This window comes from Photobacterium sp. (genome assembly GCF_033720175.1).
GTDB lineage: Bacteria > Pseudomonadota > Gammaproteobacteria > Enterobacterales > Vibrionaceae > Photobacterium.
Genome location: NZ_JAWWDA010000006.1, coordinates 195628 through 220225, shown reverse-complemented (window position 1 = coordinate 220225; position 24598 = coordinate 195628). Strand labels below are relative to the sequence as shown.

Here is a 24598-nt window from a genome sequence, read left to right as displayed (position 1 = left end):
GTTAAAAAGTGATTTGTGTCATATAATCAATGAACGGTATCCCCAATGGGTATTATTCCATGGCTAAGTTGTTGCTAGGCTTCCTGTTGTATTGGAATACGCTGTTCGCGATTCAAGTGTTTGCTGCTGAGCAGACGGTGACCCCTAAAATAATTGGAGGAATTGAATCATCCACCAATGAAATTCCCTGGCAGGTTTACATTAACTTGACTTTTCCTGGCTCTGCGGGGGGGCAGACATTCATTTGTGGTGGTGTCTTGATTACCCCTAAGGTCGTGCTAACTGCAGCGCACTGTATACAAAATGGTTCAGCGCTCGTGTCAACTGAAAATATCCAGGTATGGGCAGGTATTACCAGTGTTTTCAGTGCCAGTAGCACCAACGCAATTGCGGTGGACAAAAGAGTCCGGCATCCTGATTTTGATCCGATCAGTTTTAGGAATGATATTGCGCTATTAGTGCTGTCGGAACCGGCGTCAGCCGGTGCGATACCGATTCAGGTTGCCAATACGGAAACCCAGAAGCGAGCGGATAATGAATTTGAGAATGGTTGGGTAGCAAACAGTGACCGACCTGCTAATTTACTGGTCTCTGGTTGGGGAAGTACCGATGGTAGTGGCACATCGTCAACGTTGTTAATGCAGACGCTGCTATCCGGCGTACCTGATCCCACCTGCGACGTTATGTGGAAGTCAAATATCACTGTAAGTGATTACAGCATTTATGTATGCGCGAGTTCACCCTCACCTCTGTTAGGTCGGGATAGTTGTTTTGGTGACTCGGGCGGCCCCTTGGTTTGGCAAGATCCGCAGGCAGCCGGTGACCGTGATTTTGGTTTACGGTTAATCGGTCTGGTCAGCTTCGGCGAAGGCTGTGCGAGCGATCTGCCCGGAGTGTATACCGAGGTGGCGTATTATATTCCCTGGATTGAAGATGAAACGGGGAGCACGATTGGCACATTACCCGAAAGGGACTTTAGTATTAACCCGTTTCTGTCGGATTATCGTAATGCCGGTAGGGTGCCAGTCGTAAAATCAGACAGCGGCGGCAGTGTCGGAATGATAAGTTTGCTATTACTGATGTTGGTGGTCTATTGGCGGCGAGTTTCACGGGGGCGAGAATAAACAGATAATATCCGCAAATTAGCCTGCAAATCCCATCTTTCCTTGAAATTGCAGTAAGGCAGCCTATACTACCTGCCTGCTGTAATTTGAGGCATATAACGATGCAAGTTTCTGATTTTCATTTTGACCTTCCTGATGAGCTTATTGCTCGTTATCCACAACCTGAGCGGACAGCGAGTCGCCTTCTGCAACTCACTGGCGATACAGGTGAGATCCAGCACAAAGGCTTTAAAGATGTGCTTGATCTGGTTCAGCCTGGTGATTTGCTGGTCTTTAATAATACCCGTGTGATCCCTGCCCGGATATTTGGCCGTAAAGCCTCTGGCGGAAAATTGGAAGTCCTTGTTGAACGGATGTTAGATGACAAGAGCATCCTGGCGCATGTACGTGCATCAAAATCGCCAAAACCGGGCAATGAGTTGCTGCTGGGTGAAAATGACGAATATCGGGCAGAAATGGTAGCACGCCATGATGCGCTGTTTGAAATTCGTTTTAATAGCGATAAAACAGTGTTGGAAATTCTGGAAGATGTCGGGCATATGCCGCTACCGCCTTATATTGACCGTCCAGACGAAGATGCCGATAAAGAGCGTTATCAAACGGTTTATAATGCCAAGCCCGGGGCTGTTGCTGCTCCGACCGCGGGGCTGCACTTTGATGATACCTTGATGGATGCGCTCAGAGCGAAAGGGGTTAATTTCGCTTTTGTAACACTGCATGTCGGGGCCGGAACGTTCCAGCCTGTACGCGTTGATAATATTGACGATCACCACATGCATGCCGAATACGTCGAAGTACCGCAAGAGGTCGTTGATGCGATCAATGCAACCAAAGCCAACGGCGGCCGTGTCGTAGCGGTGGGAACGACTTCCGTCCGTTCACTTGAAAGTGCCGCTCAGGATGCGCTGAAAAAGGGAACTGAGCTGAAGCCATTTTTCGGCGATACCGATATTTTTATTTTCCCCGGCTATGAATTCCAGCTAGTGGATGTTTTGGTAACGAATTTTCACCTGCCCGAATCAACACTTATTATGCTGGTAAGTGCATTTGCAGGCTATGAACATACCATGAATGCTTACCATCAGGCGGTTGAAAATAAATACCGCTTCTTCAGTTATGGCGACTCGATGTTCATCACTCGAAAAAACAAATAATTGAACTTAGGGTGTTAATTCAGTGTCTCTTAAGGCTGCTTTTGTTAAAATCGCAGCCTTTGTCGGTTTATAGCATCGACAAAAGAGCGATGGCAGATTTGCCATGACTCTTAAATTTTCTTCCGCCAGGCTTTATGGCGTGGCGACAAATGTAATACGTACACCAGGCGAATGACCTGTTGTGCTTAAGTCCTTTAGTGGGAATTGATGTCAGATTGTTTCTCTGGCTTTTGGAGGTTGAGTGAAATTTGAATTAGATAAAACTCAGGGACGCGCACGTCGCGGTCGCCTGCAGTTTGAACGTGGTACGGTTGAAACGCCGGCATTTATGCCTGTGGGTACTTACGGTACGGTTAAGGGCATGACGCCGGAAGAAGTGCTAGAGACCGGTGCGCAGATCATTCTCGGTAATACTTTCCACCTGTGGCTTCGCCCTGGTCAGGAAGTCATGAAAATGCATGGTGATCTGCACGACTTTATGCAGTGGAAAGGTCCTATCCTGACTGATTCAGGCGGCTTTCAGGTGTTTAGCCTTGGTGATATTCGTAAGATCACCGAAGAAGGTGTACATTTCCGTAACCCGGTAAACGGTGACAAGATTTTCATGGACGCTGAGAAGTCGATGGAAATTCAGTACGACCTGGGTTCTGACATTGTTATGATCTTTGACGAATGTACACCGTATCCCGCGACACATGACGAAGCGAAGCAGTCAATGGAAATGTCACTGCGCTGGGCACAGCGAAGCCGTAACCATTTCGACAAGCAAGAAAATAAAAATGCGCTATTTGGCATCGTCCAAGGTAGTGTATATGAAGACTTACGCGACGTTTCTGTTGAAGGCCTGACGAACATTGGTTTTGACGGTTATGCCGTTGGCGGTCTGGCGGTTGGCGAGCCAAAAGAAGATATGCATCGTATCTTAGAGCATACCTGCCCTAAACTGCCTGAAGATAAGCCTCGCTACCTAATGGGGGTTGGCAAACCGGAAGACCTTGTGGAAGGTGTACGCCGTGGTATCGACATGTTCGACTGCGTAATGCCGACCCGAAATGCCCGTAATGGACACCTTTTTGTGACCGGTGGTGTGATCAAGATCCGTAATGCGAAACATAAAACGGATACAACCCCTCTGGACCCACATTGTGACTGTTACACTTGTCGTAATTATTCAAAGGCATATCTGTATCATCTGGATAAGTGTAACGAAATCCTGGGATCGCGCCTTAACACAATCCACAACTTGCGTTACTACCAGCGTTTGATGGCCAGTATTCGTAATGCGATTGAAGAAGATCGTTTCGATGCGTTTGTAGAAGAATTCTACGCGCGTCGTGACCGTGAAGTTCCACCATTAAAAAACGCTTAACAATCAACGAGGACGTTACTAAATGAGTCTTTTCATTTCTCAGGCACACGCCGCAGCTGAAGGTGCTCCACAGGGTGGCAGCATGCAGCTATTCATCATGCTGGGTCTTTTCGCAGTTATTTTCTATTTTATGATTTATCGTCCACAGGCGAAGCGTGTTAAAGAACACAAGAGCCTGATGTCTGCTATGGGCAAAGGCGATGAAGTACTAACCAGTGGTGGTTTGCTTGGTAAAATCACTAAAGTTTCTGAAGAGAGCGATTACATTGTTATTGCCCTGAATGACAGCACTGAAGTGACAATCAAGAAAGATTTTGTTACAGCAGTTCTGCCAAAAGGCACAATGAAATCTCTATAGTTTATTCGCTTTGAAGGATCACAGCAGTGTTAAACCGTTATCCCTTGTGGAAGAATCTGATGGTGGTGTTTGCACTGCTTATCGGTTTGCTTTATGCACTTCCCAATGTTTACGGTGAAGATCCAGCGATTCAAATCACCGGGGCGCGTGGCGCCTCGGTTGATATGTCTGCATTGGATACTGTCACCGAAGATTTAGAAAAAAGCCAAATCTCCTATAAATCTGTCGCTTTCGAAAACGGTACTGTACTGGTTCGCTTTCACGATACTGATACTCAAATCAGTGCTCGCGATATTCTTAATGATCAACTTGGCGAAGGTTATGTTGTTGCGCTGAACCTGGCTGCATCAACACCTGACTGGCTTGAATCCATTGGTGCGACGCCAATGAAGCTGGGCCTTGATCTGCGCGGCGGTGTGCACTTCCTGATGGAAGTGGATATGGACGCGGCGATGGAAAAATTGCTTGGTCAACAAGAAGAGACTTTCCGTACCGAACTGCGTGAAGCCAAAGTGCGCTATCGCGCCATCAGCAAAACTGATTCATCGGTAGAGGTGCGTCTGCGAAATGCAGAGCAGTTGGATGAAGCGAAAGTTGCGCTGGCTAAACTGCATCCGGATATGCTGTTCACTGACAGTGACCGCAATGGCCGTTTTGTACTGACGGCGGTATTTACTGAAGAGCGTTTGAAAGAGGTCCGTAACTACGCCGTCGATCAGAATATTACTATTCTTCGTAATCGTGTTAATGAGTTAGGCGTTGCCGAGCCTCTGGTACAGCGTCAGGGTGCAAACCGTATTGTTGTTGAACTGCCTGGTGTTCAGGATACTGCTCGTGCCAAAGAGATTCTTGGTGCGACAGCAACCCTTGAGTTCCGGGAAGTGGACAGTACCGCAGATCTTGCGGCTGCCGCTGCTGGTCGTGTGCCGGCTGGAAGTGAAGTGAAGTACACCCGTGACAAGCGTCCGGCAGTACTGAAGAAACGCATTATTCTTGCGGGTTCTCACATCACTGATGCCAGCTCAAGTGCTGATGAATATGGTCGTCCTCAGGTTAACATCTCGCTAGATAGCGAAGGTGGTAGCAAGATGACAGCATTCTCACGTAACAACGTGGGTAAGCTGATGGCAACGGTGTTTACCGAGTATAAAGACAGCGGTAAACGTAATCCGGATGGCAAGGTTATTCTTCAGAAGCACGAAGAAGTGATCAACCAGGCTACTATCCAGACGGCACTGGGCCGTAACTTCCGTATTACCGGTATTGATTCACAGGCTGAAGCACATAACCTGGCGTTGTTACTGCGTGCCGGTGCATTGATTGCGCCAATCTCTATTGTCGAAGAGCGTACCATTGGCCCGTCTATGGGCCAGCAGAATATCGATATGGGTATTCAGGCATGTATCTGGGGCATGATTGCAGTAATGCTGTTTACCCTAGTGTACTACCGTAAGTTTGGTCTGATTGCCAATATGGCACTGGCGATGAACCTGGTACTGATTATCGGTGTGATGTCGATGATCCCGGGGGCAACCATGACCCTGCCGGGTATTGCCGGTATCGTATTGACTGTCGGTATGGCCGTTGATGCTAACGTACTGATCTTTGAGCGTATCCGTGAAGAGCTACAAGAGGGCCGAAGCCCTCAGCATGCGATTCAGCAAGGTTACGCAAATGCGTTCAGTACGATTGCCGATGCTAATATCACGACCTTAATTACTGCAATTATTCTGTTTGCGGTAGGTACAGGTGCAATTAAAGGCTTCGCTGTTACTCTTTCAATCGGTATTCTGACTTCTATGTTTACTGCGATTGTGGGTACCCGTGCTGTCGTTAACTTTATCTATGGCGGTAAGCGCGTAGATAAGCTGTCGATCTAAGGAGACGCTGACATGTTTCAAATATTGAAAGCGGGTAACGCGATCGACTTTATGCGCTGGTCGAAAGTGGCTTTTGTTTTTTCGATCTTAATGATTGTGGGGGCAATTGGCACCGTTGCGACTCAAAAGCTTAACTGGGGGCTGGATTTTACCGGCGGTACCCTGATTGAAGTGGGCTTTGAGCAGCCGGTAGATTTATCACGTATCCGTGAGTCGCTGGAAGGTGCAGGCTTTGGCGATGCTATCGTGCAGAACTTTGGTACTGCACGTGATGTGATCGTCCGTTTGCAACCGCGAGAAGATGCCAAAGGTGAGAAGCTGGGCAACCAGATCATCGATGCTTTGAAAGTGGGCACTGGCCAGAACGTTGAAATGCGCCGTATCGAGTTTGTTGGGCCTAATGTGGGTGATGAACTGGCAGAAGCGGGGGGGCTGGCGATTCTGGCTGCGCTGATCTGTATTCTGCTTTATGTTTCGATGCGTTTTGAATGGCGTCTGGCTGCTGGTGCGGTATTGGCACTGGCTCACGACGTGATCATTACCATCGGTATCTTTTCTTTCACTCAGATTGAAATCGACCTGACGATTGTTGCAGCCTTGCTAACCGTTGTCGGCTACTCGCTCAACGATACGATTGTTGTTTTCGACCGTATTCGTGAGAACTTCCGTAAGATGCGTAAAGGTGAGCCCGCTGACATTATGAACAGCTCAATCACCCAAACATTGAGTCGTACCTTGATCACATCAGCGACGACTTTATTTGTGGTTATTGCGCTGTTTATGAAAGGCGGCACCATGATCCACGGTTTTGCCGCGGCGTTGCTTATCGGTATTACGGTCGGTACTTACTCGTCGATCTATGTTGCTTCGGCAGTGGCTCTGAAATTGGGTATCACTCGTGAACACCTGATGCCGCCGCAAGTTGAGAAAGAAGGCGAGGAGTTTGATGCGATGCCTTAATTCGGTTTCGAGAAGCGGGTGTCGAGATACGAGACTTGCCAGATTGAGCTGAATAAAAACGGAGCCGAAAGGCTCCGTTTTTTTGTTCTATACCTTATGGAAACAGCAGAAAACGCGGATCTATGGTTCGATGGAAAAGATACGAGTTACGAGATTCTCGAAAGAGCAGGGTTTCTGTTTTGGGAAGGTAGCAGCAATAACTTGATAGTATTATTCGTTTTTAGACCCTTTTTCTCGCCACTCGCCACTCGCCACTCGTCCCTAGATACCTATGACCTTAAACACAAAAAGCCCCGGCATTGCTGCCGGGGCTTTCAAATGTTTGAATCGTTATGAGCGATTACTTAGCTAATGCTTCGCTACCGTGTTCACGGATTTTAGCCAGCATTGGCTTAACGACGCGAGCATTACCAGCAACGATATTGCCAGATGTCAGGTAGTTAGTGTTTCCAGTAAAGTCAGTACAGATAGCACCCGCTTCACGTGCAATAAGCTCACCGGCAGCTAATTCCCAAGCCTTCTGGCCTAGTTTGAATACGCCGTCAACACGGCCGGCTGCCAGGTAGCAAAGATCAAGTGCTGTACAACCAGACTGACGCATGTCGTCACATTCAACGAACATTGCATTTTGAATCTTGAAGTAGCTTTCAGAGAATTGCTTAGCGGCGAAAGGCAGGCTTGTTGCTATAACTGTACCCGTTAGATCGCGTGGCTGAGAAACTCGGATGCGTTGGCTGTTAAGCTGAGCGCCTGAACCACGAGTAGCAGTGAAGAGTTCGTTACGAGACGGGTCGTAGACTACAGAAATTTCAGTACGGCCGCGCATGCGCAGTGCAATTGAAATAGCATAGTGAGGATAACCGCGAACGAAGTTTTTGGTGCCATCCAGTGGGTCGATGATCCATTGACACTCTTTGTCACGGCCTTCTTTAGTACCAGACTCTGCTGCAATGATGCAGTGGTCAGGGTAAGACTTAAGAATTGAGGCGATAATGATAGCTTCAGCTTCATGATCGATGTTGGTAACAACATCATTACCTTTATTGGCAACTTCAATGCCTTGAGGTTTTTCTAACGATTTAATGACATGGTCACCAGCCTTTCGCGCAGCGCGAATGGCGATATTAAGCATCGGATGCATAGGATCTTCCCAACGGATGTTAAAGAACTAAAAAGCGGCGGCGAGTATAACAGAGCTTACGGAAAAGGGAAGTGGTTATTTTTTGGTCGAGCTCACCTTGTGTCAAAAGTTTCACAAAAACACGGGTTAGTTTTGCATGTTTTCCCCACTTTTTTAGAGGCTGTGCTAAAATCTCCACGCTTTTAAATATAGTCGGAAAGATGCTACGCCATGTTAGATAAAATCAGCGTTGTTTTAATTGGTACCTCCCATCCGGGAAACATTGGTTCGGCAGCCCGAGCCATGAAGGTGATGGGCTTAACGAATCTTGTTCTGGTTGACCCCGCTTGTGAGATTGACGAAAAATCCATTGCTTTGGCGGCGGGTGCAGCAGATATTGTTGCCAATGCGAAGATTGTTAAGACGTTAGATGAAGCAGTTGCTGATTGTGGTTTAGTGATTGGTTCAAGCGCCCGTTCTCGAACTCTGGAATGGCCACAGCTTGACCCACGTGAATGTGGGATTAGATCAATTAATGAAGTGGCGTCTCATCCGGTTGCGATTCTGTTTGGTCGCGAGCGTACAGGCCTGACAAATGATGAATTACAAAAATGTCACTGCCATGTCTACATACCGGCTAACCCTGAATATAGCTCTTTAAACCTGGCGATGGCCGTCCAAACCGTCAGCTATGAAATCCGAATGGCTTACCTTGAGCAGCAAAAATCCGCTGGTGAAACGACGGTTGAAGAGTATCCTCGTGCAAAAGAGCTGGAATTGTTCTACGAACACCTTGAAAAAGTCATTTCAGGAACCAATTTCATAAATAAGAAACACCCTGGCATGGTCATGGCCAAACTCCGCCGTTTATTTACTCGCGCTCGTCCCGAGCAGCAGGAGCTAAATATTTTGCGAGGCATACTTACTTCCGTCGAAAGAATCTTACCAAAAGACGAAAAATAGCCTTATTAGAGACAAGGTTAAAAGCCTGACTAAAATAGTCAGGTAAATACTTGACCATTTTAGTCGGGTATGTAACACTGCCACCATATACATAAGTGGGTAGCGGTGTGTTATGAGATTGACTTCAAAAGGAAGATATGCGGTAACCGCGATGCTAGATGTCGCCCTGCATTCTCAAGGTGGTCCAGTACCTTTAGCTGATATTTCTGAGCGCCAAGGTATTTCACTGTCTTACTTAGAACAACTTTTTTCACGCCTGCGTAAAGCCGGTCTGGTCGCTAGTGTTCGTGGCCCGGGTGGTGGTTACCGCTTAGGCGAAGATGCGAATGACATAGCAGTAGGTATGGTTATCGCAGCTGTTGATGAATCGGTTGATGCTACTAAATGCCATGGAAGAGGTGGCTGCCAGGGCGGTACGCGCTGTCTGACACATACTCTGTGGCATGATCTTAGCTCTCGCATCAGTGGCTTTTTGAACAACATCACTCTTGGTGAGTTGATGACAGATAATGACGTAAAAGAAATTTCTGGTCGCCAGGATCAGATTCTACAAAAAACGTCATTTGGACATAAAAAAACACACGACAGCGCCACAATAGGTGTCGATGTCCGCTCTTAGAGACCAGACGTCCGTGTTTTCGGAGATGATAATGAAACTGCCTATATATTTTGATTATTCCGCTACTTGCCCAGTAGATCCTCGCGTTGCAGAGAAGATGATGCAATGTTTGACGATGGATGGTAACTTCGGTAACCCGGCTTCTCGTTCTCACCGCTACGGTTGGCAGGCAGAAGAAGCTGTTGATACAGCCCGTGAAAATATTGCTGATTTGCTCAATGCCGACCCGCGTGAGATTGTTTTTACATCAGGCGCAACTGAGTCCGATAATCTGGCAATTAAGGGTGTAGCACACTTCTATGGCAAGAAGGGTAAGCATATTATTACTTGTAAAACTGAACATAAAGCTGTTCTCGACCCATGTCGTCAGCTAGAACGTGAAGGTTTTGACGTGACTTACCTGGAGCCTGAATCAAACGGTTTGCTTGATCTTGCGAAGCTGCGTGATGCCATTCGTGAAGATACAATTTTGATGTCAATCATGCACGTCAATAACGAAATCGGTGTCATTCAGGACATCACCGCGATTGGTGAAATCTGTCGTGAAAACAAAATTATATTCCACGTCGATGCCGCTCAGTCTGTAGGTAAATTACCTATCGACGTGCAAGAGATGAAAGTTGATCTTATCTCTCTGTCTGCGCACAAAATTTACGGTCCTAAAGGTATTGGTGCTCTATACGTACGTCGTAAGCCACGTATTCGTCTGGAAGCGCAAATGCATGGTGGTGGCCATGAGCGCGGTATGCGTTCCGGCACCCTTGCAACTCACCAGATCGTCGGTATGGGTGAAGCATGTCGTATTGCTAAAGAAGAGATGGAACAAGATCGTCAGCATACTTTAGCCTTACGCACTCGTCTGCTTGATGGTCTTAAAGACATGGAAGCCGTTCATATTAACGGTGACTTAGAACAGCGTGTAGCCGGTAACCTGAATATCAGTTTTGCCTTCGTCGAGGGTGAATCGTTATTGATGGCACTGAAAGATCTTGCTGTTTCATCGGGTTCTGCATGTACATCTGCAAGCCTGGAGCCTTCTTACGTACTTCGTGCACTTGGTCTTGATGACGAGCTGGCACACAGTTCGATTCGCTTCTCTTTCGGTCGCTTTACGACAGAAGAAGAAGTTGACTATGCAATCGGCCAGATCCGTACAGCGGTAGAGAAACTACGCGAAATGTCTCCATTGTGGGATATGTACCAGGAAGGCATTGATTTGAACACCGTTGAGTGGGCACACCACTAATCTTGCGGTCATAAACTTGTGACATAGACATGTCGAGGAAATTATCATGGCATATAGTGAAAAAGTCATCGAGCATTATGAGAACCCGCGTAATGTGGGCTCATTCGATAAAAACGACAAAAACATCGGTAGCGGCATGGTAGGTGCTCCTGCTTGTGGCGACGTGATGAAACTTCAAATCAAGGTGTCCGATGACGGCATCATTGAAGATGCGAAGTTTAAAACGTACGGCTGTGGTTCAGCTATCGCTTCAAGCTCATTAATCACCGAATGGGTGAAGGGTAAGAGCCTTGATGAAGCGGCAGCAATTAAAAACTCGGCTATTGCTGAAGAACTTGAGCTGCCACCGGTAAAAATTCACTGCTCAATTCTTGCGGAAGATGCAATTAAAGCCGCAGTCAGTGATTACAAAAAGAAACACCAAGAGTAACTTTTACCGCATTGCTATTTCGTTCAATTGCGAGATCGAAAATGCCACTTTATTCTGATAAAGTGCCCCATTTTCTTTGCTCTTGACTGAAATAGCCGCGAGCGGAACAGCAGCGAAAGTCTGCTGAATACATTAATTTCCGAGGTTGTTGTATGGCCATTACTATTACTGAGGCGGCGGCACGTCGCGTAGCTAGTTTCCTTGAGAACCGCGGCAAAGGCTTTGGCCTGCGCTTAGGGGTCCGTACTTCAGGATGTTCAGGAATGGCTTATGTGCTCGAGTTTGTCGATGAAGTGAATGAAGAGGATCAGGTATTTGAAGAGCGGGGCGTAAAAATCGTGATTGATGCGAAAAGCCTTGTTTATCTTGACGGTACCGAACTGGATTTTGCCAAAGAAGGGCTAAATGAAGGGTTTCAATTCAACAACCCGAACGTATCAAGTGAGTGTGGTTGTGGTGAAAGCTTCAACGTATAGTCGCTAAAGTTGTTTCCACTGAACCTGGTCGCTACGCAGTAAGTGGCGGCCAGGGTTAGAACCTACAGATACCAGATGCAATATGAATCATTTCAAATTATTTAGGCTACCTTTCCAATTTGAACTGGATGGTAGCCTTCTTGCAACTCAGTTCCGGGAACTGCAACGTCGTTTCCATCCTGACAATTTCGCCACAGCGTCAGAACGCGATCGCCTGATGTCGGTTCAGAAAGCGGCGCAAATTAACGATGCATTTCAAACGCTAAAGAATCCGATATTACGCGCAGAGTATATGCTGTCGGAGAAAGACATCGATATTCGTGGCGAGCAAAAGACGTTACATGATCCTGAGTTCTTAATGCAGCAGATGGAACTGCGAGAAGCACTCGAAGATATTCCGTCTGCCAGTGATCCTGAATATGCGCTATGTGATTTTGACAAGCAAATTTCAGCACTGTATCAATCTCGGCTTGCAGAGCTTGAAGAATGGCTAAATCAGGAAGATTGGCAACTGGCGGCAGATGCCGTGCGTAAGCTGAAATTTATTGATAAGCTGCGTTATGAAATTGAACGTCTTGAAGAGACGTTACTCGATTAATCTATTCTCACTCGCGCACTAACTCTACAGGAACGATAATGGCACTGTTACAGATTGCTGAACCCGGTCAGAGTGCTGCACCGCATCAACATCGATTGGCGGTGGGTATTGATTTGGGTACCACAAACTCTCTCGTTGCTGCCGTGCGCAGCGGCGTTCCAGAAACGTTAAACGATGAGCATGGCCGTTCTATTCTGCCTTCAGTTGTTCACTACGGTGAAGAAGCCCTGCTTGTTGGTCATGATGCACGAGAGCTTGCTCAGCAAGATCCGGTCAATACTATCTTTTCAGTAAAACGCATGATCGGCCGCTCGATGGCGGATATCCAGCTGCGTTATCCTCATCTTCCGTATCAGTTTGAAGCATCAGAGAATGGTTTGCCGCAGCTTGTGACTCGAGGCGGAAACGTCAACCCGATCCAAGTCTCCGCCGAGATCCTGAAGTCACTGAGCGAGCGCGCGAAAGCGACCTTAGGCGGTGATCTGGAAGGCGTGGTGATCACGGTTCCTGCATATTTTGATGACGCCCAGCGTGCCGGCACAAAAGATGCAGCTAAGCTGGCAAATTTGAATGTACTTCGTCTTTTGAACGAGCCGACAGCGGCAGCGATTGCCTATGGCTTAGATTCAGGTCAGGAAGGGGTGATTGCGGTTTATGACTTAGGCGGCGGCACGTTCGATATTTCTATTCTGCGCCTGTCTAAAGGGGTCTTTGAGGTCTTGGCGACCGGCGGTGATTCAGCACTGGGAGGCGATGACTTTGATCACTTACTCGCGGATTGGATCAAACAACAAGCGGGTTTTTCCAATGATTTAACCGCGCAGCAGCTACGTATTTTGCAAGATGCCGCCACGGATGCAAAACTGGCTCTGACAGATGCCGAAGAAGCGCCGATCGATGTGCTTGGCTGGCAGGGCTCCGTGAGCCGGGAGCAGTTTAATGCGCTGATCCAGCCGTTAGTGAAGAAAACCCTGATGTCATGCCGACGTGCCATTAAAGATTCCGGCATTGAGATCGACGGTGTGATCGAAGCTGTTATGGTGGGAGGCTCGACTCGTGTCCCGTTGGTACGTGAGATGGTCGGAAGCTACTTTGGAAAAGAACCACTGACATCGATTGATCCGGATAAAGTCGTTGCGATTGGGGCTGCCATTCAGGCTGATATCTTAGCGGGTAACAAGCCAGATTCAGACATGTTATTACTTGATGTGATCCCGTTGTCTCTGGGCATTGAAACCATGGGCGGAATGATCGAGAAAATTATTCCTCGTAACACCACGATTCCTGTCGCTCGCGCACAAGAGTTCACTACTTTCAAAGACGGTCAGACAGCGATGTCTGTTCACGTGGTGCAAGGTGAGCGTGAAATGGTGAGTGATTGCCGTTCATTGGCTCGATTCGCCTTGCAGGGGATTCCCGCAATGGCAGCAGGTGCTGCGCATATCCGTGTCACCTACCAGGTGGATGCGGATGGCCTGTTGTCGGTAACGGCGATGGAAAAGAGCAGTGGTGTGCAGTCATCGATCCAGGTGAAACCGTCTTATGGCTTAACCGATGATGAAATTGCAACAATGCTCCGTGAGTCGATGACTCATGCCCAGGAAGATAAAGATGCACGTACACTTGCCGAGCAGCAAGTGGAAGCAGATCGCGTCCTTGAGGGGCTGATCGCCGCGCTGGCTATCGATGGTGAGACCTTGCTATCGAAACAAGAGCGTGAAGATCTGGAAACCGTAATGATGGAGCTTGTGCAATTGCGTCAGGGTACTGATGCCCATGCAATTGAAGCAGGTATAAAGAAAACAGATAAAGCAAGCCAGGAATTTGCGTCACGTCGAATGGATCAATCCATTCGTCAGGCACTGGCTGGTCAATCGATTGATGAGGTTTAGGCATGCCTAAAATTGTTGTATTACCCCACGAAGAACTTTGCCCTGAGGGTGCAGTTTTAGACGCCCAAACCGGTGAAACGGTACTTGATGTCGCGCTACGTAACGGTATCGGTATTGAGCACGCCTGTGAGAAATCTTGTGCGTGCACGACCTGCCACGTTGTTATTCGGGAAGGTTTTGATTCTCTCGAAGAAAGTGATGAGCTTGAAGATGACATGCTCGATAAAGCATGGGGTCTGGAGCCTGAGTCTCGGCTGGGTTGTCAGGCTAAAGTGGCAGACAATGATCTGGTGGTTGAAATTCCACGTTACACGATTAATCTGGCGTCAGAAAAACACTAGTCTGAGTAAGCATTTCCAAACAGACAGGCTAGACTTCTCGTAAGACGGTTATATTAAATAAGAAGGCAGTATCATGGGCTTGAAATGGACGGATTCTAGAGAAATAGCGATTGAACTGTCTGAACGTTTTCCTGACATCGACCCGCAAACGGTTCTCTTTACCGATCTTCGTCAATGGATCATCGATTTAGATGATTTCGATGATGATCCAAACCACAGTGGTGAGCGTGTATTAGAAGCTGTGCAGTTGTGCTGGATGGAAGAAGCTGACTAGTATGATCTTGCTCTTAGTCTTGATGTAAACAACTTGTTTATAGATGAGCAAAAGGGCAAAGTGAACGAAATAGAGATAAAAGCGGACCTAATGGTCCGCTTTGTTGTATTTCAGCCAGCTATTATCTTGTAATTCCAAACCGTTACCCCCATAACTTGTTGAAGGACGAGTAACAGCGAAGCAACGAATGTTCCTCATATGTTCCTTAGATGTTACCGGGTCGGCGATGTCGAGCGAACGTGTTCTCAGTTCGCGATTGAAGGGGAAAATGATTTGGTGGGGAATCGCTATCCCATGTCTGTCTTATCCCGATTGGAATTACCTACGCTGAAACCTAAATTCATACCAAACTGAGATCATCAAACGGATCAGTTTGGCATCAGAACCCAAGGAGTTTTTCATGTCTGCCTGTATGTCTGTATTCTTATCTCATGAAGCAGCAGCCGAGCAATGGGGTAAAAATGCCCTTATCTCTTTTGTTGCCGATGGCGTTACTATTCACCTGACGGACGAATATCAGCATAGTGCGCTACAGCGTGCTGGTCGTAAGTTAGATGCGCAAGGGATCAAGCACATATCACTGGTTGGTGATGAGTGGGATTTGGATGCAATTTGGGCCTTTGTTCAAGGCCACCATAATGCCAAGCCGGGTAATCAAGTTTCCTGGAAAGCGTTAGCTGATGAAGATGAAGCGGAACTGAAAGCGCGTATTACAGCCACTCACTGGGTACGTGAAGTGATTAACCAGTCAGCAGATGTGGTTCGTCCATCTCAGTTAGCTTCTCGCGCGGGTGAGTTTATCAAGTCACTGGCCCCTGAGCATGTGACGTATAAAATTATTAAGGGTAACGATCTGCTGGACGAAGGCTGGATGGGGACGCATACCGTAGGCCGTGGTTCAGAGCGTTCGGCCGCAATGTTACGTCTTGACTACAATCCAACAGGTGATGCTGATGCTCCGGTACATACTTGCCTGGTAGGCAAAGGTATCACTTTTGATTCAGGTGGTTACAGCTTGAAGCCCTCTGCTGGCATGATAGCAATGAAAGCCGATATGGGCGGCGCGGCAACCGCAACCGGTGGTCTGGCTCTGGCTATTTCGCGTGGTACGAATAAGCGTATTAAGTTGATCCTGTGCTGTGCAGAGAACATGATCTCAGGTCGTGCGGCTAAACTGGGCGATATTATTACTTACAAAAATGGTAAGACTGTTGAAATACTCAATACCGATGCTGAAGGTCGCCTGGTCTTGGCTGACGGTCTTATCTACGCTAGTTCGCAAAATCCGGAAGTGATCATCGACTGTGCCACCCTGACTGGCGCAGCGAAAAATGCACTGGGTAATGATTACCATGCCTTATTCAGTTTTGATCATGAGCTGGCACAGCAAGCCTTGCTGGCGGCAAGTGAAGAGCAAGAAGGCCTATGGCCGCTACCGCTAGCGGATCACCACCGTAGCATGATGCCGTCTAACTTTGCTGATCTGGCCAATATTTCTAGCGGTGACTTTATGCCGGGTGCCAGTACAGCGGCCGCTTTCTTATCTTACTTCGTTGAAGACTATAAAAAGGGTTGGATGCACATCGACTGCAGCGGAGCATACCGTAAGAGCGCCAGCGACAAATGGGGTGCGGGCGCAACCGGGATGGGTGTGCGTACACTAGCCAATATTCTGTCTTCAGAAGCGTAATACGGGAGCTGTCATGTTACGGATCACATTATCAGCTGAAGCCAGCGCTGGTGTCTGGGGAGAAAAGGCACTGCTGAGTTACAAAGACGATGGCGCAGAGATTCATTACAGTGGTGACTTCCCGTTGCGCCGTATTCAACAGGCTGCACGCCAATTGCAATCACAAGGTGCCGAAAAAGCGAGCCTTGAGGGGGAAGGGTGGAGCTATGAGCGTCAGTGGGCGTTCTACTGTGGTTTTGCGGCAACCATGACATCGGTTGAGCTCAAGTGGGCATCAATCGATGATGATGAACTGGAGCTATTGAATGCTCGCCGCCGCAGTGCTGACTGGGTGCGTCAGGTGGTCAACGCGACACCGGAAGATATGTATCCGGAAAAGCTGGCCAATGACGCTGTTGCTTTCTTGTCTGCTATTGCGGGAGGCAAAATTAGCCACACAATGTTAACGGGTGATCAGTTACTTGATCATGGCTGGATCGGTACTCACAGTGTGGGTCGTGCGAGCAGCCGTCCACCCGTGATGGTGAAGCTGGACTATAACCCGACAGGTGATGCCGATGCTCCGGTTGCTGCTTGTCTGGTAGGGAAAGGCATCACTTTTGATTCTGGCGGCTACAGTCTGAAGTCAAGTGCCGGTATGGTGACCATGAAGTGTGACATGGGAGGGGCGGCAACAGTAACGGCAGCGCTCGGTTATGCCATTGAGCAAGGTTTGAATCAGCGTGTGAAGTTGATCTTGTGTTGCGCAGAAAACATGGTCGCCGGTAACGCTTACAAGCTAGGTGATGTGTTAACGTATAAAAACGGCTTGACCGTAGAAGTGGTTAATACTGATGCCGAGGGGCGGCTGGTACTTGCCGACGGACTGATTGCAGCCAGTGAAACCAATACCCCATTAATCATTGATGCGGCGACCTTAACGGGTGCAGCAATGATGGCTCTGGGAACAGATTACAATGCCATTTTTGGTTTTGATAAGCAGCTATTGCTGAAGGCCCAGCAGTTATCAGACTTGGTGAATGAACCGGCATGGTCACTGCCATTAGAGAAATGGCACCAGGCAAATTGCCCGTCGTTCTATGCTGATACAGCCAACAGCCGCTCGCAGAAAGGTGGCGGTATGGGCGGTGCATCAAATGCCGCGGCGTTCCTGTCCCGTTTTGTTGACAGCGAAACCAGCCGTTGGGTGCATTTTGATTTAGCCTCTTGTTTTAGAGACAGCGCAGATAGCCGTTGGGCAGCAGGCGCTACAGGATTGGGCGTAGCCAATATCGCCGCATTGTTGTTGTCATAACCGTGGCGGAGCAGGCTGGGTAAGCTTGCTGTGACATACTGTGGCAATACCGAACAGACTTAAAGGAAGAATAATGACAATAGAAAGAACTTTTTCGATCGTAAAGCCCGATGCGGTAAAGCGAAACTTAATTGGTGCAATCTACCAGCGTTTTGAAAATGCGGGATTGAATATTGTTGCGGCGAAAATGGTTCGCTTAGATGCGGAAAAAGCGCAAGGCTTTTACGCAGAACATGAAGGCAAGCCGTTTTTTAACGAACTTGTTGAGTTCATGACGTCAGGCCCGGTAATGGTACAGGTGCTGGAAGGTGAAGGTGCGATTTATCGCTATCGTGAACTGATGGGAAAAACCAATCCGGAAGAAGCCGCGTGCGGGACAATCCGTGCAGATTTCGCGTTAAGCATGCGCTATAACTCAGTGCACGGTTCAGATAGCCCTGAATCGGCTAAACGAGAGATTGCCTATTTCTTTGCTGATGATGAAATCTGTCCGCGCGACTAATTGCGCTTGAATACCATATAAAGCAAATTACGAACGGGAAGCTTCGGCTTCCCGTTGTTATGTCTGACCGTTTCAGGTCTGTTTCCCTGCGGGGTTATGATCCATTGCTAAAATAACCATAGAGGCGATATCCTGCATCTTAAGGTAGTTTTGGGATACAGTGGAAACTAAAGGGCAAAGGCTGTACAATTTCGCGCCTTGAATTGTCCTGTGACATGCAGCCAGTGGGTTGCCAAGGCATAGAATCAGTCGTTTTACAATGAGGCAACAACCGATGACAACAGTCAAAACCAATCTGCTGGATTTCGATCGCAAAGGGCTGCGTAAATACTTTGCTGACGAGCTGGGTGAAAAAGCCTTTCGTGCCGATCAGATCATGAAGTGGATCTACCAATTCGGTTGTGATGATTTCGATCAAATGACGAACATCAACAAGAAATTACGCGAGAAGCTGAAGCAGGTTGCTGAAATTCGCGCCCCGTATGTTTCTGAAGCGCAGCACTCTACTGATGGCACCATTAAATGGGCGATGCGCGTTGGCGACCAAGATGTCGAAACGGTATATATCCCTGACGGTGACCGTGCGACGCTATGTGTCTCCTCTCAGGTTGGTTGCGCCCTGGCTTGTACTTTTTGTTCAACAGCACAGCAAGGCTTTAACCGTAATTTACGTGTGTCTGAGATCATTGGCCAGGTATGGCGTGCCGCAAAAGAAATTGGTATCGAAAAAGAGACGGGTCGCCGCCCGATCACTAACGTCGTTATGATGGGGATGGGCGAACCATTGCTTAACATGAAAAACCTGATCCCGGCACTGGAAATTATGCTGGATGATATTGGTTTTGGTCTGTCTAAGCGCCGTGTCACCGTATCCACATCGGGTGTTGTTTCTGGCCTTGACCAGATGACAGGAACCATCGATGTTGCACTGGCGATTTCGCTGCATGCACCCACCGACGAGCTGCGTTCTGAAATCATGCCAATCAATGACCGGTTCAATATCGCGACATTTTTAGAGTCGGTTCGTAACTATGTTTCACAGTCAAATGCGAACCGCGGACGTGTTACCGTCGAATATGTTTTGTTAGATCATGTTAATGACGACATGGAGCATGCGCGTCAGCTGGCAGTACTGCTGAAAGATACACCAGCGAAGATTAACTTGATCCCATTTAACCCTTATCCGGGGTCTCCTTATCGCAAGCCGAGCAATTCCCGGATTGATCGTTTCATGAAAACCCTTATGGAATACGATTTTACCGTCACAGTACGTAAGACACGGGGTGACGATATTGATGCAGCCTGTGGTCAATTGGTCGGTGATGTGATTGACCGCACAAAACGGACACAAGCAAAACTGAACAATGCTGAACAAATTCCGGTAAAAGCAGTCTAAAAGTTAAAATCAGCCTAAAAACATAAGCATAGATTAGGCATGGACGTTGGGTTGGGAAAAATATGGTACGATGGACGGTGTACCCTTTATTGTGTAGTTTATTGGTTGGTTGCGTCACCGTTAAAGAAACAAGCAATAAAAAAGAGTTTAATAGTATCGATGCATCAGAGGCCAGGATCGCTCTTGGTCTTCGATATTTAGAAACGGGTCAATGGCAGCGTGCTCGCGAAAACCTTGAGCAGGCCTTAATATACGGGCCTAAGCATTATCGGGCGCAAAATGCCATGGCGTATTACTATCAACGAGTCGATGAACCGGATGCTGCAGAGGCAATGTATAAGCAAGCCTTACAAGATTCCCCTAAAAGTGGCGATACTTTGAATAACTATGGTGTATTCTTGTGTAGTGAGCAGCGTTACGACGAAGCCACTGCCGCCTTTTTAAAGGCGATAGAGCAACCGGATTACTATTTGACATCAGCCAGTTATGAGAATGCAGCGCTATGCAGCCTGGATAACGGCAATAAACAGCTGGCTCTACGGTATTTTGAGAAAGCACTGTCTCATGACCCATACCGGCCGAAGTCAATGTTGCAGCTGGCGCAGATGAAAATTGAATTTCAGAATTACAAAGACGCGCGCGCTATGCTGCTTAAATTTAATAAGAGATATGGGTACAAGGCGGATTGCTTGTGGTTACTCATTCAGTTAGAAAATCAGGCTGGACGACTAACTCAGGCAGATAAATACGCCGATTTGCTCAAGCAGCAATTCCCGGACTCTCAGCAATATCAGAAATATCTAGCCAATGAATACTGAACAGAACGAAGAACGAGCAACAGAAGAAGTCATTCGTCCCGGAGATACGCTACGTAAGGCACGTGAGCAGCTCGGCTATTCACAAAAGGATATTGCCAGCCGCCTGCGTTTGCGAGTTTCAGTTATCAATGACATTGAAGACAACAATTTTGCCAAATCACAATTGGCCACATTTACCCGTGGTTATGTGAGTTCTTATGCCAAATTTGTTGGCTTAGACGCCAAGGTTATGTTGGAACAGCTCGATAAGCTTGGTCACGCCCAGCCGAAAGAACAGGAAATGCAGAGCTTTTCGCGCCGTACCAAGCGTGAAGCGCATGATAGTCGCATTATGAGCCTGACCTGGGCTTTGGCGGCCATTTTTGTTGGTTTAACGGCAATATGGTGGTGGCAGAGCTTACAAATGGAGCCAACCGATGAGATTTCGGCGGTGGCCGCAGAGCAATCTCAGCCTCTGAGTCAATCACCCGGCAATTCAAATTTATCTGATGCAACGGGCAATGACATATCAGCACCTGATGTCAACTCTGTGGCAGAAGGTGATGTTGCTGGCATCGACAACGAATCCACAGAGCTGGTAGATACAATTACCGATTTGCTTCCTGCGACTAATGAAACTGAGCCCCCTGTTTTGGTTGAAGATACAGCGGACGCCGACAGTTTTAGTACTGAGCCTGATTCGGCCGAATTAATTGCAGAGATCACCACAGCCAATGTGGCGAAGATTATCGCGGATTTGAACATCACCTTTGCCGGAGACTGCTGGGTTGATATACGCGATGCAGATGGCAAGCGTCTGGATACCGGGATAAAACAATCGGGCGATGTTTTGAATCTAAATGGAACAGCACCCTTTAAAGTCGTGCTTGGAGCACCGGGTGTTGTAAAAATCAACTACAAAGGCGAACCGGTCGATCTGAGTGAGTACCCTGCAGGGAAAGTAGCAAAGCTCAAGCTGCCGCTGTAAAGAGTAAATCTAATGCATAACGAATCTCCAATCATACGTCGTCAATCAACCCGCATCTATGTCGGTGATGTGCCTATTGGTGATGGTGCGCCTATTGCCGTACAGTCAATGACCAATACGCGAACCACTGATGTCGAAGCAACCGTGGCACAGATCCTGGCGTTGGAAAAAGTCGGGGCAGATATTGTTCGTGTTTCTGTGCCGACGATGGATGCTGCCGAAGCATTCAAGCTAATCAAACAACAGGTGAATATCCCCTTAGTGGCCGATATTCATTTCGATTACCGTATTGCGCTGAAAGTCGCTGAGTACGGTGTTGACTGCCTGCGCATTAACCCGGGCAATATCGGTAATGAAGACCGTATTCGTGCCGTGGTTGATTGTGCCCGGGATAGGAATATTCCGATCCGTATCGGGATCAACGGCGGTTCACTGGAAAAAGATATCCAGCAGAAATACGGTGAGCCAACACCGGATGCGCTGGTTGAATCAGCCATGCGCCATGTTGACATTCTTGACCGCCTCAATTTTGACCAGTTCAAAGTCAGCGTGAAAGCCTCAGACGTCTTCCTGGCCGTAGAATCGTACCGTAGGCTGGCAGCCCAGATAAAGCAACCATTGCACCTGGGGATCACCGAAGCGGGAGGGGCACGTGCCGGGGCAGTCAAATCTGCGGTTGGTTTAGGTATGCTTTTAGCTGAAGGCATTGGTGATACCTTACGTGTTTCACTGGCTGCTGATCCCGTGGAAGAGGTCAAAGTTGGTTTTGATATCCTGAAATCTCTGCGTATCCGCTCTCGTGGAATTAACTTCATCGCCTGCCCGACGTGTTCGCGCCAGGAGTTTGATGTTATCGGCACTGTTAACGAGCTGGAACAGCGACTCGAAGACATTACGGTGCCTATGGACGTGTCGGTGATCGGCTGCGTGGTGAATGGCCCGGGCGAAGCTGAGATTTCACACCTTGGTATTGCGGGTGGTAATCGCAAGAGTGCTTTCTATGAAGACGGTATCCGCCAGAAAGAGCGCTTTGACAATGGTAACGTTATCGACCAGCTGGAAACCAAAATCCGAGCAAAAGCAGCAATGCTGGATGTCAATAATCGCATTGATATAACGGAAAAATAGCGAAATAACCTTAAATCACGCCTTGAATCTCAGGGCGTGGTTCACTATTTCTGCTAGAACCTATATATTCGACTTAATTCCCCATTGGTTAACGAGAACAAACGTGGCGAAACAAATTCAAGCAATTCGAGGCATGAACGACTGCCTACCAACGCAATCTCCTCTTTGGCAAAAAGTAGAAGGGACTATTAAGCAAGTCGTTAGCGCATATGGCTGCAGCGAAATTCGTATGCCTATCGTGGAATCTACTCATCTGTTTAAGCGTGCAATCGGTGAAGTGACGGATGTCGTTGAAAAAGAAATGTACACCTTTGATGATCGCAACGGTGACAGCCTGACTCTGCGTCCTGAAGGGACTGCCGGGTGTGTCCGAGCGGGCATCGAAAATGGTCTGCTTTATAACCAAGAGCAACGTCTGTGGTACATCGGTCCGATGTTCCGCCACGAGCGTCCGCAAAAAGGACGCTACCGTCAATTCCACCAGGTTGGGGTTGAAGTTTTTGGTCTGAACGGGCCTGACATTGATGCTGAACTTATCATGATGACGGCACGTCTGTGGCGCGAGCTGGGTATTGACCAGCATGTTCGCCTTGAGCTGAACTCTATCGGTTCACTGGAAGCGCGTGCAAACTACCGTGATGCATTGGTCGCTTTTCTTGAGCTGCATCTTGATGTGCTTGATGACGACTGTAAGCGCCGCATGCATACCAACCCACTGCGTGTTCTGGATACTAAAAACCCAGCGGTACAGGAAATTCTGGTCGATGCACCTAAGCTTTCTGAGTACTTAGATGACGAATCTAAAGAACATTTTGCCGGTTTCTGTGAACTATTAGACGCTGCTGGTATCGAATATCAAGTAAATGAACGTCTTGTGCGTGGTTTGGATTATTATAACCGTACTGTTTTTGAGTGGATCACCGACAGCCTGGGTGCCCAGGGCACCGTCTGTGCGGGTGGCCGTTATGATGGTCTGGTTGAGCAGCTCGGTGGAAAATCAACCCCAGCCGTTGGTTTTGCAATGGGGCTGGAACGTCTGGTTCTGCTGATGGAAACCCTTCAGCTGACCGATGTACGTCGTGCAGTAGATGTATACATTGTTACCGCTGGTGAAGGCACCATGATGGCAGGTATGAAGCTGGCTGAGAAGCTACGCGAAGAAGTACCGGGCCTGCGGGTAATGAGCCACTTCGGTGGTGGTAACTTCAAGAAACAGTTTAAACGCGCTGATAACGTTGGTGCGGCCATTGCCTTAGTGCTTGGTGAAAACGAAATCGCCGATAACACTGTGGTAGTAAAAGATCTGCGTGGTGGTGAGCAAAAAACCATGGCTCAGGATGACGTCGCAGTGCAGCTCACAGAATTGATTTAAGAGAGGACAGCAAGTGGAAGTCTACGAGACCGAAGAACAGCAGGTTGAAGCGATTAAGTCGTGGTGGAAAGAGAACGGCAAAGCCGTTGTTCTGGGTGCTGTGATTGGTTTGGGTGGTCTGTACGGCTGGCGTTACTATCAAGGTGAGATTCAGTCAGCGAAAGAGCAGGCTTCTGAAACCTATACGCAAGCCATGAATTCGTTAGACAGTGGCAGTGAAAATGCGATTGCTGAAGTAAAAGCATTTATTGCGGCCAATGAGAGTAGCCAGTACTCAGTACTTGCTGCACTTCAGCTGGCTAAAGCGCAAGTGAAGCAAGGCGATCTGGATGGTGCGGCAGAGCAACTTACTTGGGTTGTTGGCCAGACCAAGGATGAAGCAATCTTACCTTTAGCAACAACTCGTTTAGCACGTATTTTAGCCGAACAGCAGAAATTCGATGAGGCGTTGGCTGAACTCGACAAAGTCACGATTGCAAGCTGGCAGGCGAAAGTCTCTGAGCTGCGAGGTGATATTTTTCTGCAAAAAGGTGATGCCATTGCTGCCCGTGAAGCTTACGTGAGTGCACAGCAGTTAGGCGCCTCGCCAGCATTGCAAATGAAGCTTGATGATCTAGCGCAGTAAAG

25 protein-coding genes are annotated in these 24598 nt (G+C 48.0%); 24 read left to right on the top strand and 1 reads right to left on the bottom strand.

Features of this window, described 5'->3' with window-relative positions; genetic code table 11:
• Positions 1 to 59 precede the first annotated feature (59 nt).
• The 6 genes from R3289_RS09240 to secF all read left to right on the top strand — a co-directional run bounded on the left by R3289_RS09240 (position 60) and on the right by secF (position 6845).
• Positions 60 to 1124 carry a serine protease gene (locus R3289_RS09240; RefSeq protein WP_318925229.1) on the top strand — a complete coding sequence of 355 codons (1065 nt, stop codon included), beginning with the start codon at positions 60 to 62 and terminating at the stop codon, positions 1122 to 1124.
• Between the two features lie 101 nt (positions 1125 to 1225).
• Positions 1226 to 2278: a tRNA preQ1(34) S-adenosylmethionine ribosyltransferase-isomerase QueA gene (gene queA / locus R3289_RS09235; RefSeq protein WP_318925228.1), complete on the top strand. Its 1053-nt coding sequence runs from the start codon at positions 1226 to 1228 to the stop codon at positions 2276 to 2278.
• 241 nt (positions 2279 to 2519) lie between these two features.
• Positions 2520 to 3647 carry a tRNA guanosine(34) transglycosylase Tgt gene (tgt, locus tag R3289_RS09230; protein WP_318925227.1) on the top strand — a complete coding sequence of 376 codons (1128 nt, stop codon included), beginning with the start codon at positions 2520 to 2522 and terminating at the stop codon, positions 3645 to 3647.
• A gap of 22 nt (positions 3648 to 3669) precedes the next feature.
• Complete coding sequence (gene yajC, locus R3289_RS09225) at positions 3670 to 4005, top strand: preprotein translocase subunit YajC (RefSeq protein ID WP_318925226.1); 336 nt, start codon at positions 3670 to 3672, stop codon at positions 4003 to 4005.
• Between the two features lie 26 nt (positions 4006 to 4031).
• Positions 4032 to 5885: a protein translocase subunit SecD gene (secD, locus tag R3289_RS09220; RefSeq protein ID WP_318925225.1), complete on the top strand. Its 1854-nt coding sequence runs from the start codon at positions 4032 to 4034 to the stop codon at positions 5883 to 5885.
• A 12-nt stretch (positions 5886 to 5897) separates the two neighbouring features.
• Positions 5898 to 6845, top strand: coding sequence for a protein translocase subunit SecF (gene secF, locus R3289_RS09215; RefSeq protein WP_318925224.1), 948 nt, complete (start codon positions 5898 to 5900; stop codon positions 6843 to 6845).
• Positions 6846 to 7185: 340 nt separating this feature from the next.
• On the opposite strand, the gene suhB is transcribed toward secF, so the two are convergent.
• Positions 7186 to 7986, bottom strand: a complete 801-nt coding sequence (suhB, locus tag R3289_RS09210; protein ID WP_318925223.1) for an inositol-1-monophosphatase — start codon at positions 7984 to 7986, stop codon at positions 7186 to 7188.
• A 210-nt stretch (positions 7987 to 8196) separates the two neighbouring features.
• Here suhB and trmJ point away from each other — a divergent pair, with 210 nt between their 5' ends.
• The 18 genes from trmJ (at position 8197) to R3289_RS09120 (ending at position 24596) form a co-directional block, all read left to right on the top strand.
• Positions 8197 to 8928 (top strand): tRNA (cytosine(32)/uridine(32)-2'-O)-methyltransferase TrmJ, encoded by a 732-nt coding sequence (gene trmJ, locus R3289_RS09205; RefSeq protein ID WP_318925222.1) that lies wholly within the window; start codon positions 8197 to 8199, stop codon positions 8926 to 8928.
• Between the two features lie 112 nt (positions 8929 to 9040).
• Positions 9041 to 9547 (top strand): Fe-S cluster assembly transcriptional regulator IscR, encoded by a 507-nt coding sequence (gene iscR, locus R3289_RS09200; RefSeq protein ID WP_318925221.1) that lies wholly within the window; start codon positions 9041 to 9043, stop codon positions 9545 to 9547.
• A 31-nt stretch (positions 9548 to 9578) separates the two neighbouring features.
• Positions 9579 to 10793 (top strand): IscS subfamily cysteine desulfurase, encoded by a 1215-nt coding sequence (locus tag R3289_RS09195; protein WP_318925220.1) that lies wholly within the window; start codon positions 9579 to 9581, stop codon positions 10791 to 10793.
• Positions 10794 to 10839: 46 nt separating this feature from the next.
• On the top strand, positions 10840 to 11223 hold the full coding sequence (iscU, locus tag R3289_RS09190; protein WP_318925219.1) for a Fe-S cluster assembly scaffold IscU: 384 nt from the start codon (positions 10840 to 10842) through the stop codon (positions 11221 to 11223).
• Positions 11224 to 11375: 152 nt separating this feature from the next.
• Positions 11376 to 11699, top strand: coding sequence for an iron-sulfur cluster assembly protein IscA (gene iscA, locus R3289_RS09185; RefSeq protein WP_318925218.1), 324 nt, complete (start codon positions 11376 to 11378; stop codon positions 11697 to 11699).
• An 82-nt stretch (positions 11700 to 11781) separates the two neighbouring features.
• The gene (gene hscB / locus R3289_RS09180; RefSeq protein ID WP_318925217.1) at positions 11782 to 12297 is read left to right on the top strand and encodes a co-chaperone HscB; all 516 of its coding nucleotides are present in this window, start codon (positions 11782 to 11784) and stop codon (positions 12295 to 12297) included.
• Positions 12298 to 12335: 38 nt separating this feature from the next.
• On the top strand, positions 12336 to 14189 hold the full coding sequence (gene hscA, locus R3289_RS09175; RefSeq protein ID WP_318925216.1) for a Fe-S protein assembly chaperone HscA: 1854 nt from the start codon (positions 12336 to 12338) through the stop codon (positions 14187 to 14189).
• A gap of 2 nt (positions 14190 to 14191) precedes the next feature.
• The gene (gene fdx / locus R3289_RS09170; RefSeq protein WP_318925215.1) at positions 14192 to 14530 is read left to right on the top strand and encodes an ISC system 2Fe-2S type ferredoxin; all 339 of its coding nucleotides are present in this window, start codon (positions 14192 to 14194) and stop codon (positions 14528 to 14530) included.
• A gap of 79 nt (positions 14531 to 14609) precedes the next feature.
• Entirely contained in the window at positions 14610 to 14804 is a 195-nt protein-coding gene (iscX, locus tag R3289_RS09165) for a Fe-S cluster assembly protein IscX (RefSeq protein WP_318925258.1), read from the top strand.
• Positions 14805 to 15204: 400 nt separating this feature from the next.
• Positions 15205 to 16494: an aminopeptidase PepB gene (pepB, locus tag R3289_RS09160; RefSeq protein WP_318925214.1), complete on the top strand. Its 1290-nt coding sequence runs from the start codon at positions 15205 to 15207 to the stop codon at positions 16492 to 16494.
• A gap of 13 nt (positions 16495 to 16507) precedes the next feature.
• Complete coding sequence (gene pepB, locus R3289_RS09155; protein WP_318925213.1) at positions 16508 to 17788, top strand: aminopeptidase PepB; 1281 nt, start codon at positions 16508 to 16510, stop codon at positions 17786 to 17788.
• A gap of 73 nt (positions 17789 to 17861) precedes the next feature.
• The gene (ndk, locus tag R3289_RS09150) at positions 17862 to 18290 is read left to right on the top strand and encodes a nucleoside-diphosphate kinase (protein ID WP_318925212.1); all 429 of its coding nucleotides are present in this window, start codon (positions 17862 to 17864) and stop codon (positions 18288 to 18290) included.
• Between the two features lie 274 nt (positions 18291 to 18564).
• A complete protein-coding gene (locus tag R3289_RS09145; protein WP_318925211.1) occupies positions 18565 to 19686 on the top strand; it encodes a bifunctional tRNA (adenosine(37)-C2)-methyltransferase TrmG/ribosomal RNA large subunit methyltransferase RlmN in 1122 nt (373 codons plus the stop codon).
• A gap of 62 nt (positions 19687 to 19748) precedes the next feature.
• Positions 19749 to 20504, top strand: coding sequence for a type IV pilus biogenesis/stability protein PilW (gene pilW / locus R3289_RS09140; protein WP_318925210.1), 756 nt, complete (start codon positions 19749 to 19751; stop codon positions 20502 to 20504).
• On the top strand, positions 20494 to 21471 hold the full coding sequence (gene rodZ, locus R3289_RS09135; protein ID WP_318925209.1) for a cytoskeleton protein RodZ: 978 nt from the start codon (positions 20494 to 20496) through the stop codon (positions 21469 to 21471). The genes pilW and rodZ overlap by 11 nt, the downstream gene beginning before the upstream one ends.
• A gap of 12 nt (positions 21472 to 21483) precedes the next feature.
• Complete coding sequence (ispG, locus tag R3289_RS09130; protein WP_318925208.1) at positions 21484 to 22599, top strand: flavodoxin-dependent (E)-4-hydroxy-3-methylbut-2-enyl-diphosphate synthase; 1116 nt, start codon at positions 21484 to 21486, stop codon at positions 22597 to 22599.
• A gap of 103 nt (positions 22600 to 22702) precedes the next feature.
• Positions 22703 to 23971: a histidine--tRNA ligase gene (gene hisS / locus R3289_RS09125; protein WP_318925207.1), complete on the top strand. Its 1269-nt coding sequence runs from the start codon at positions 22703 to 22705 to the stop codon at positions 23969 to 23971.
• Positions 23972 to 23984: 13 nt separating this feature from the next.
• Positions 23985 to 24596 carry a YfgM family protein gene (locus R3289_RS09120; protein ID WP_318925206.1) on the top strand — a complete coding sequence of 204 codons (612 nt, stop codon included), beginning with the start codon at positions 23985 to 23987 and terminating at the stop codon, positions 24594 to 24596.
• The last annotated feature ends 2 nt before the right edge of the window (positions 24597 to 24598 follow it).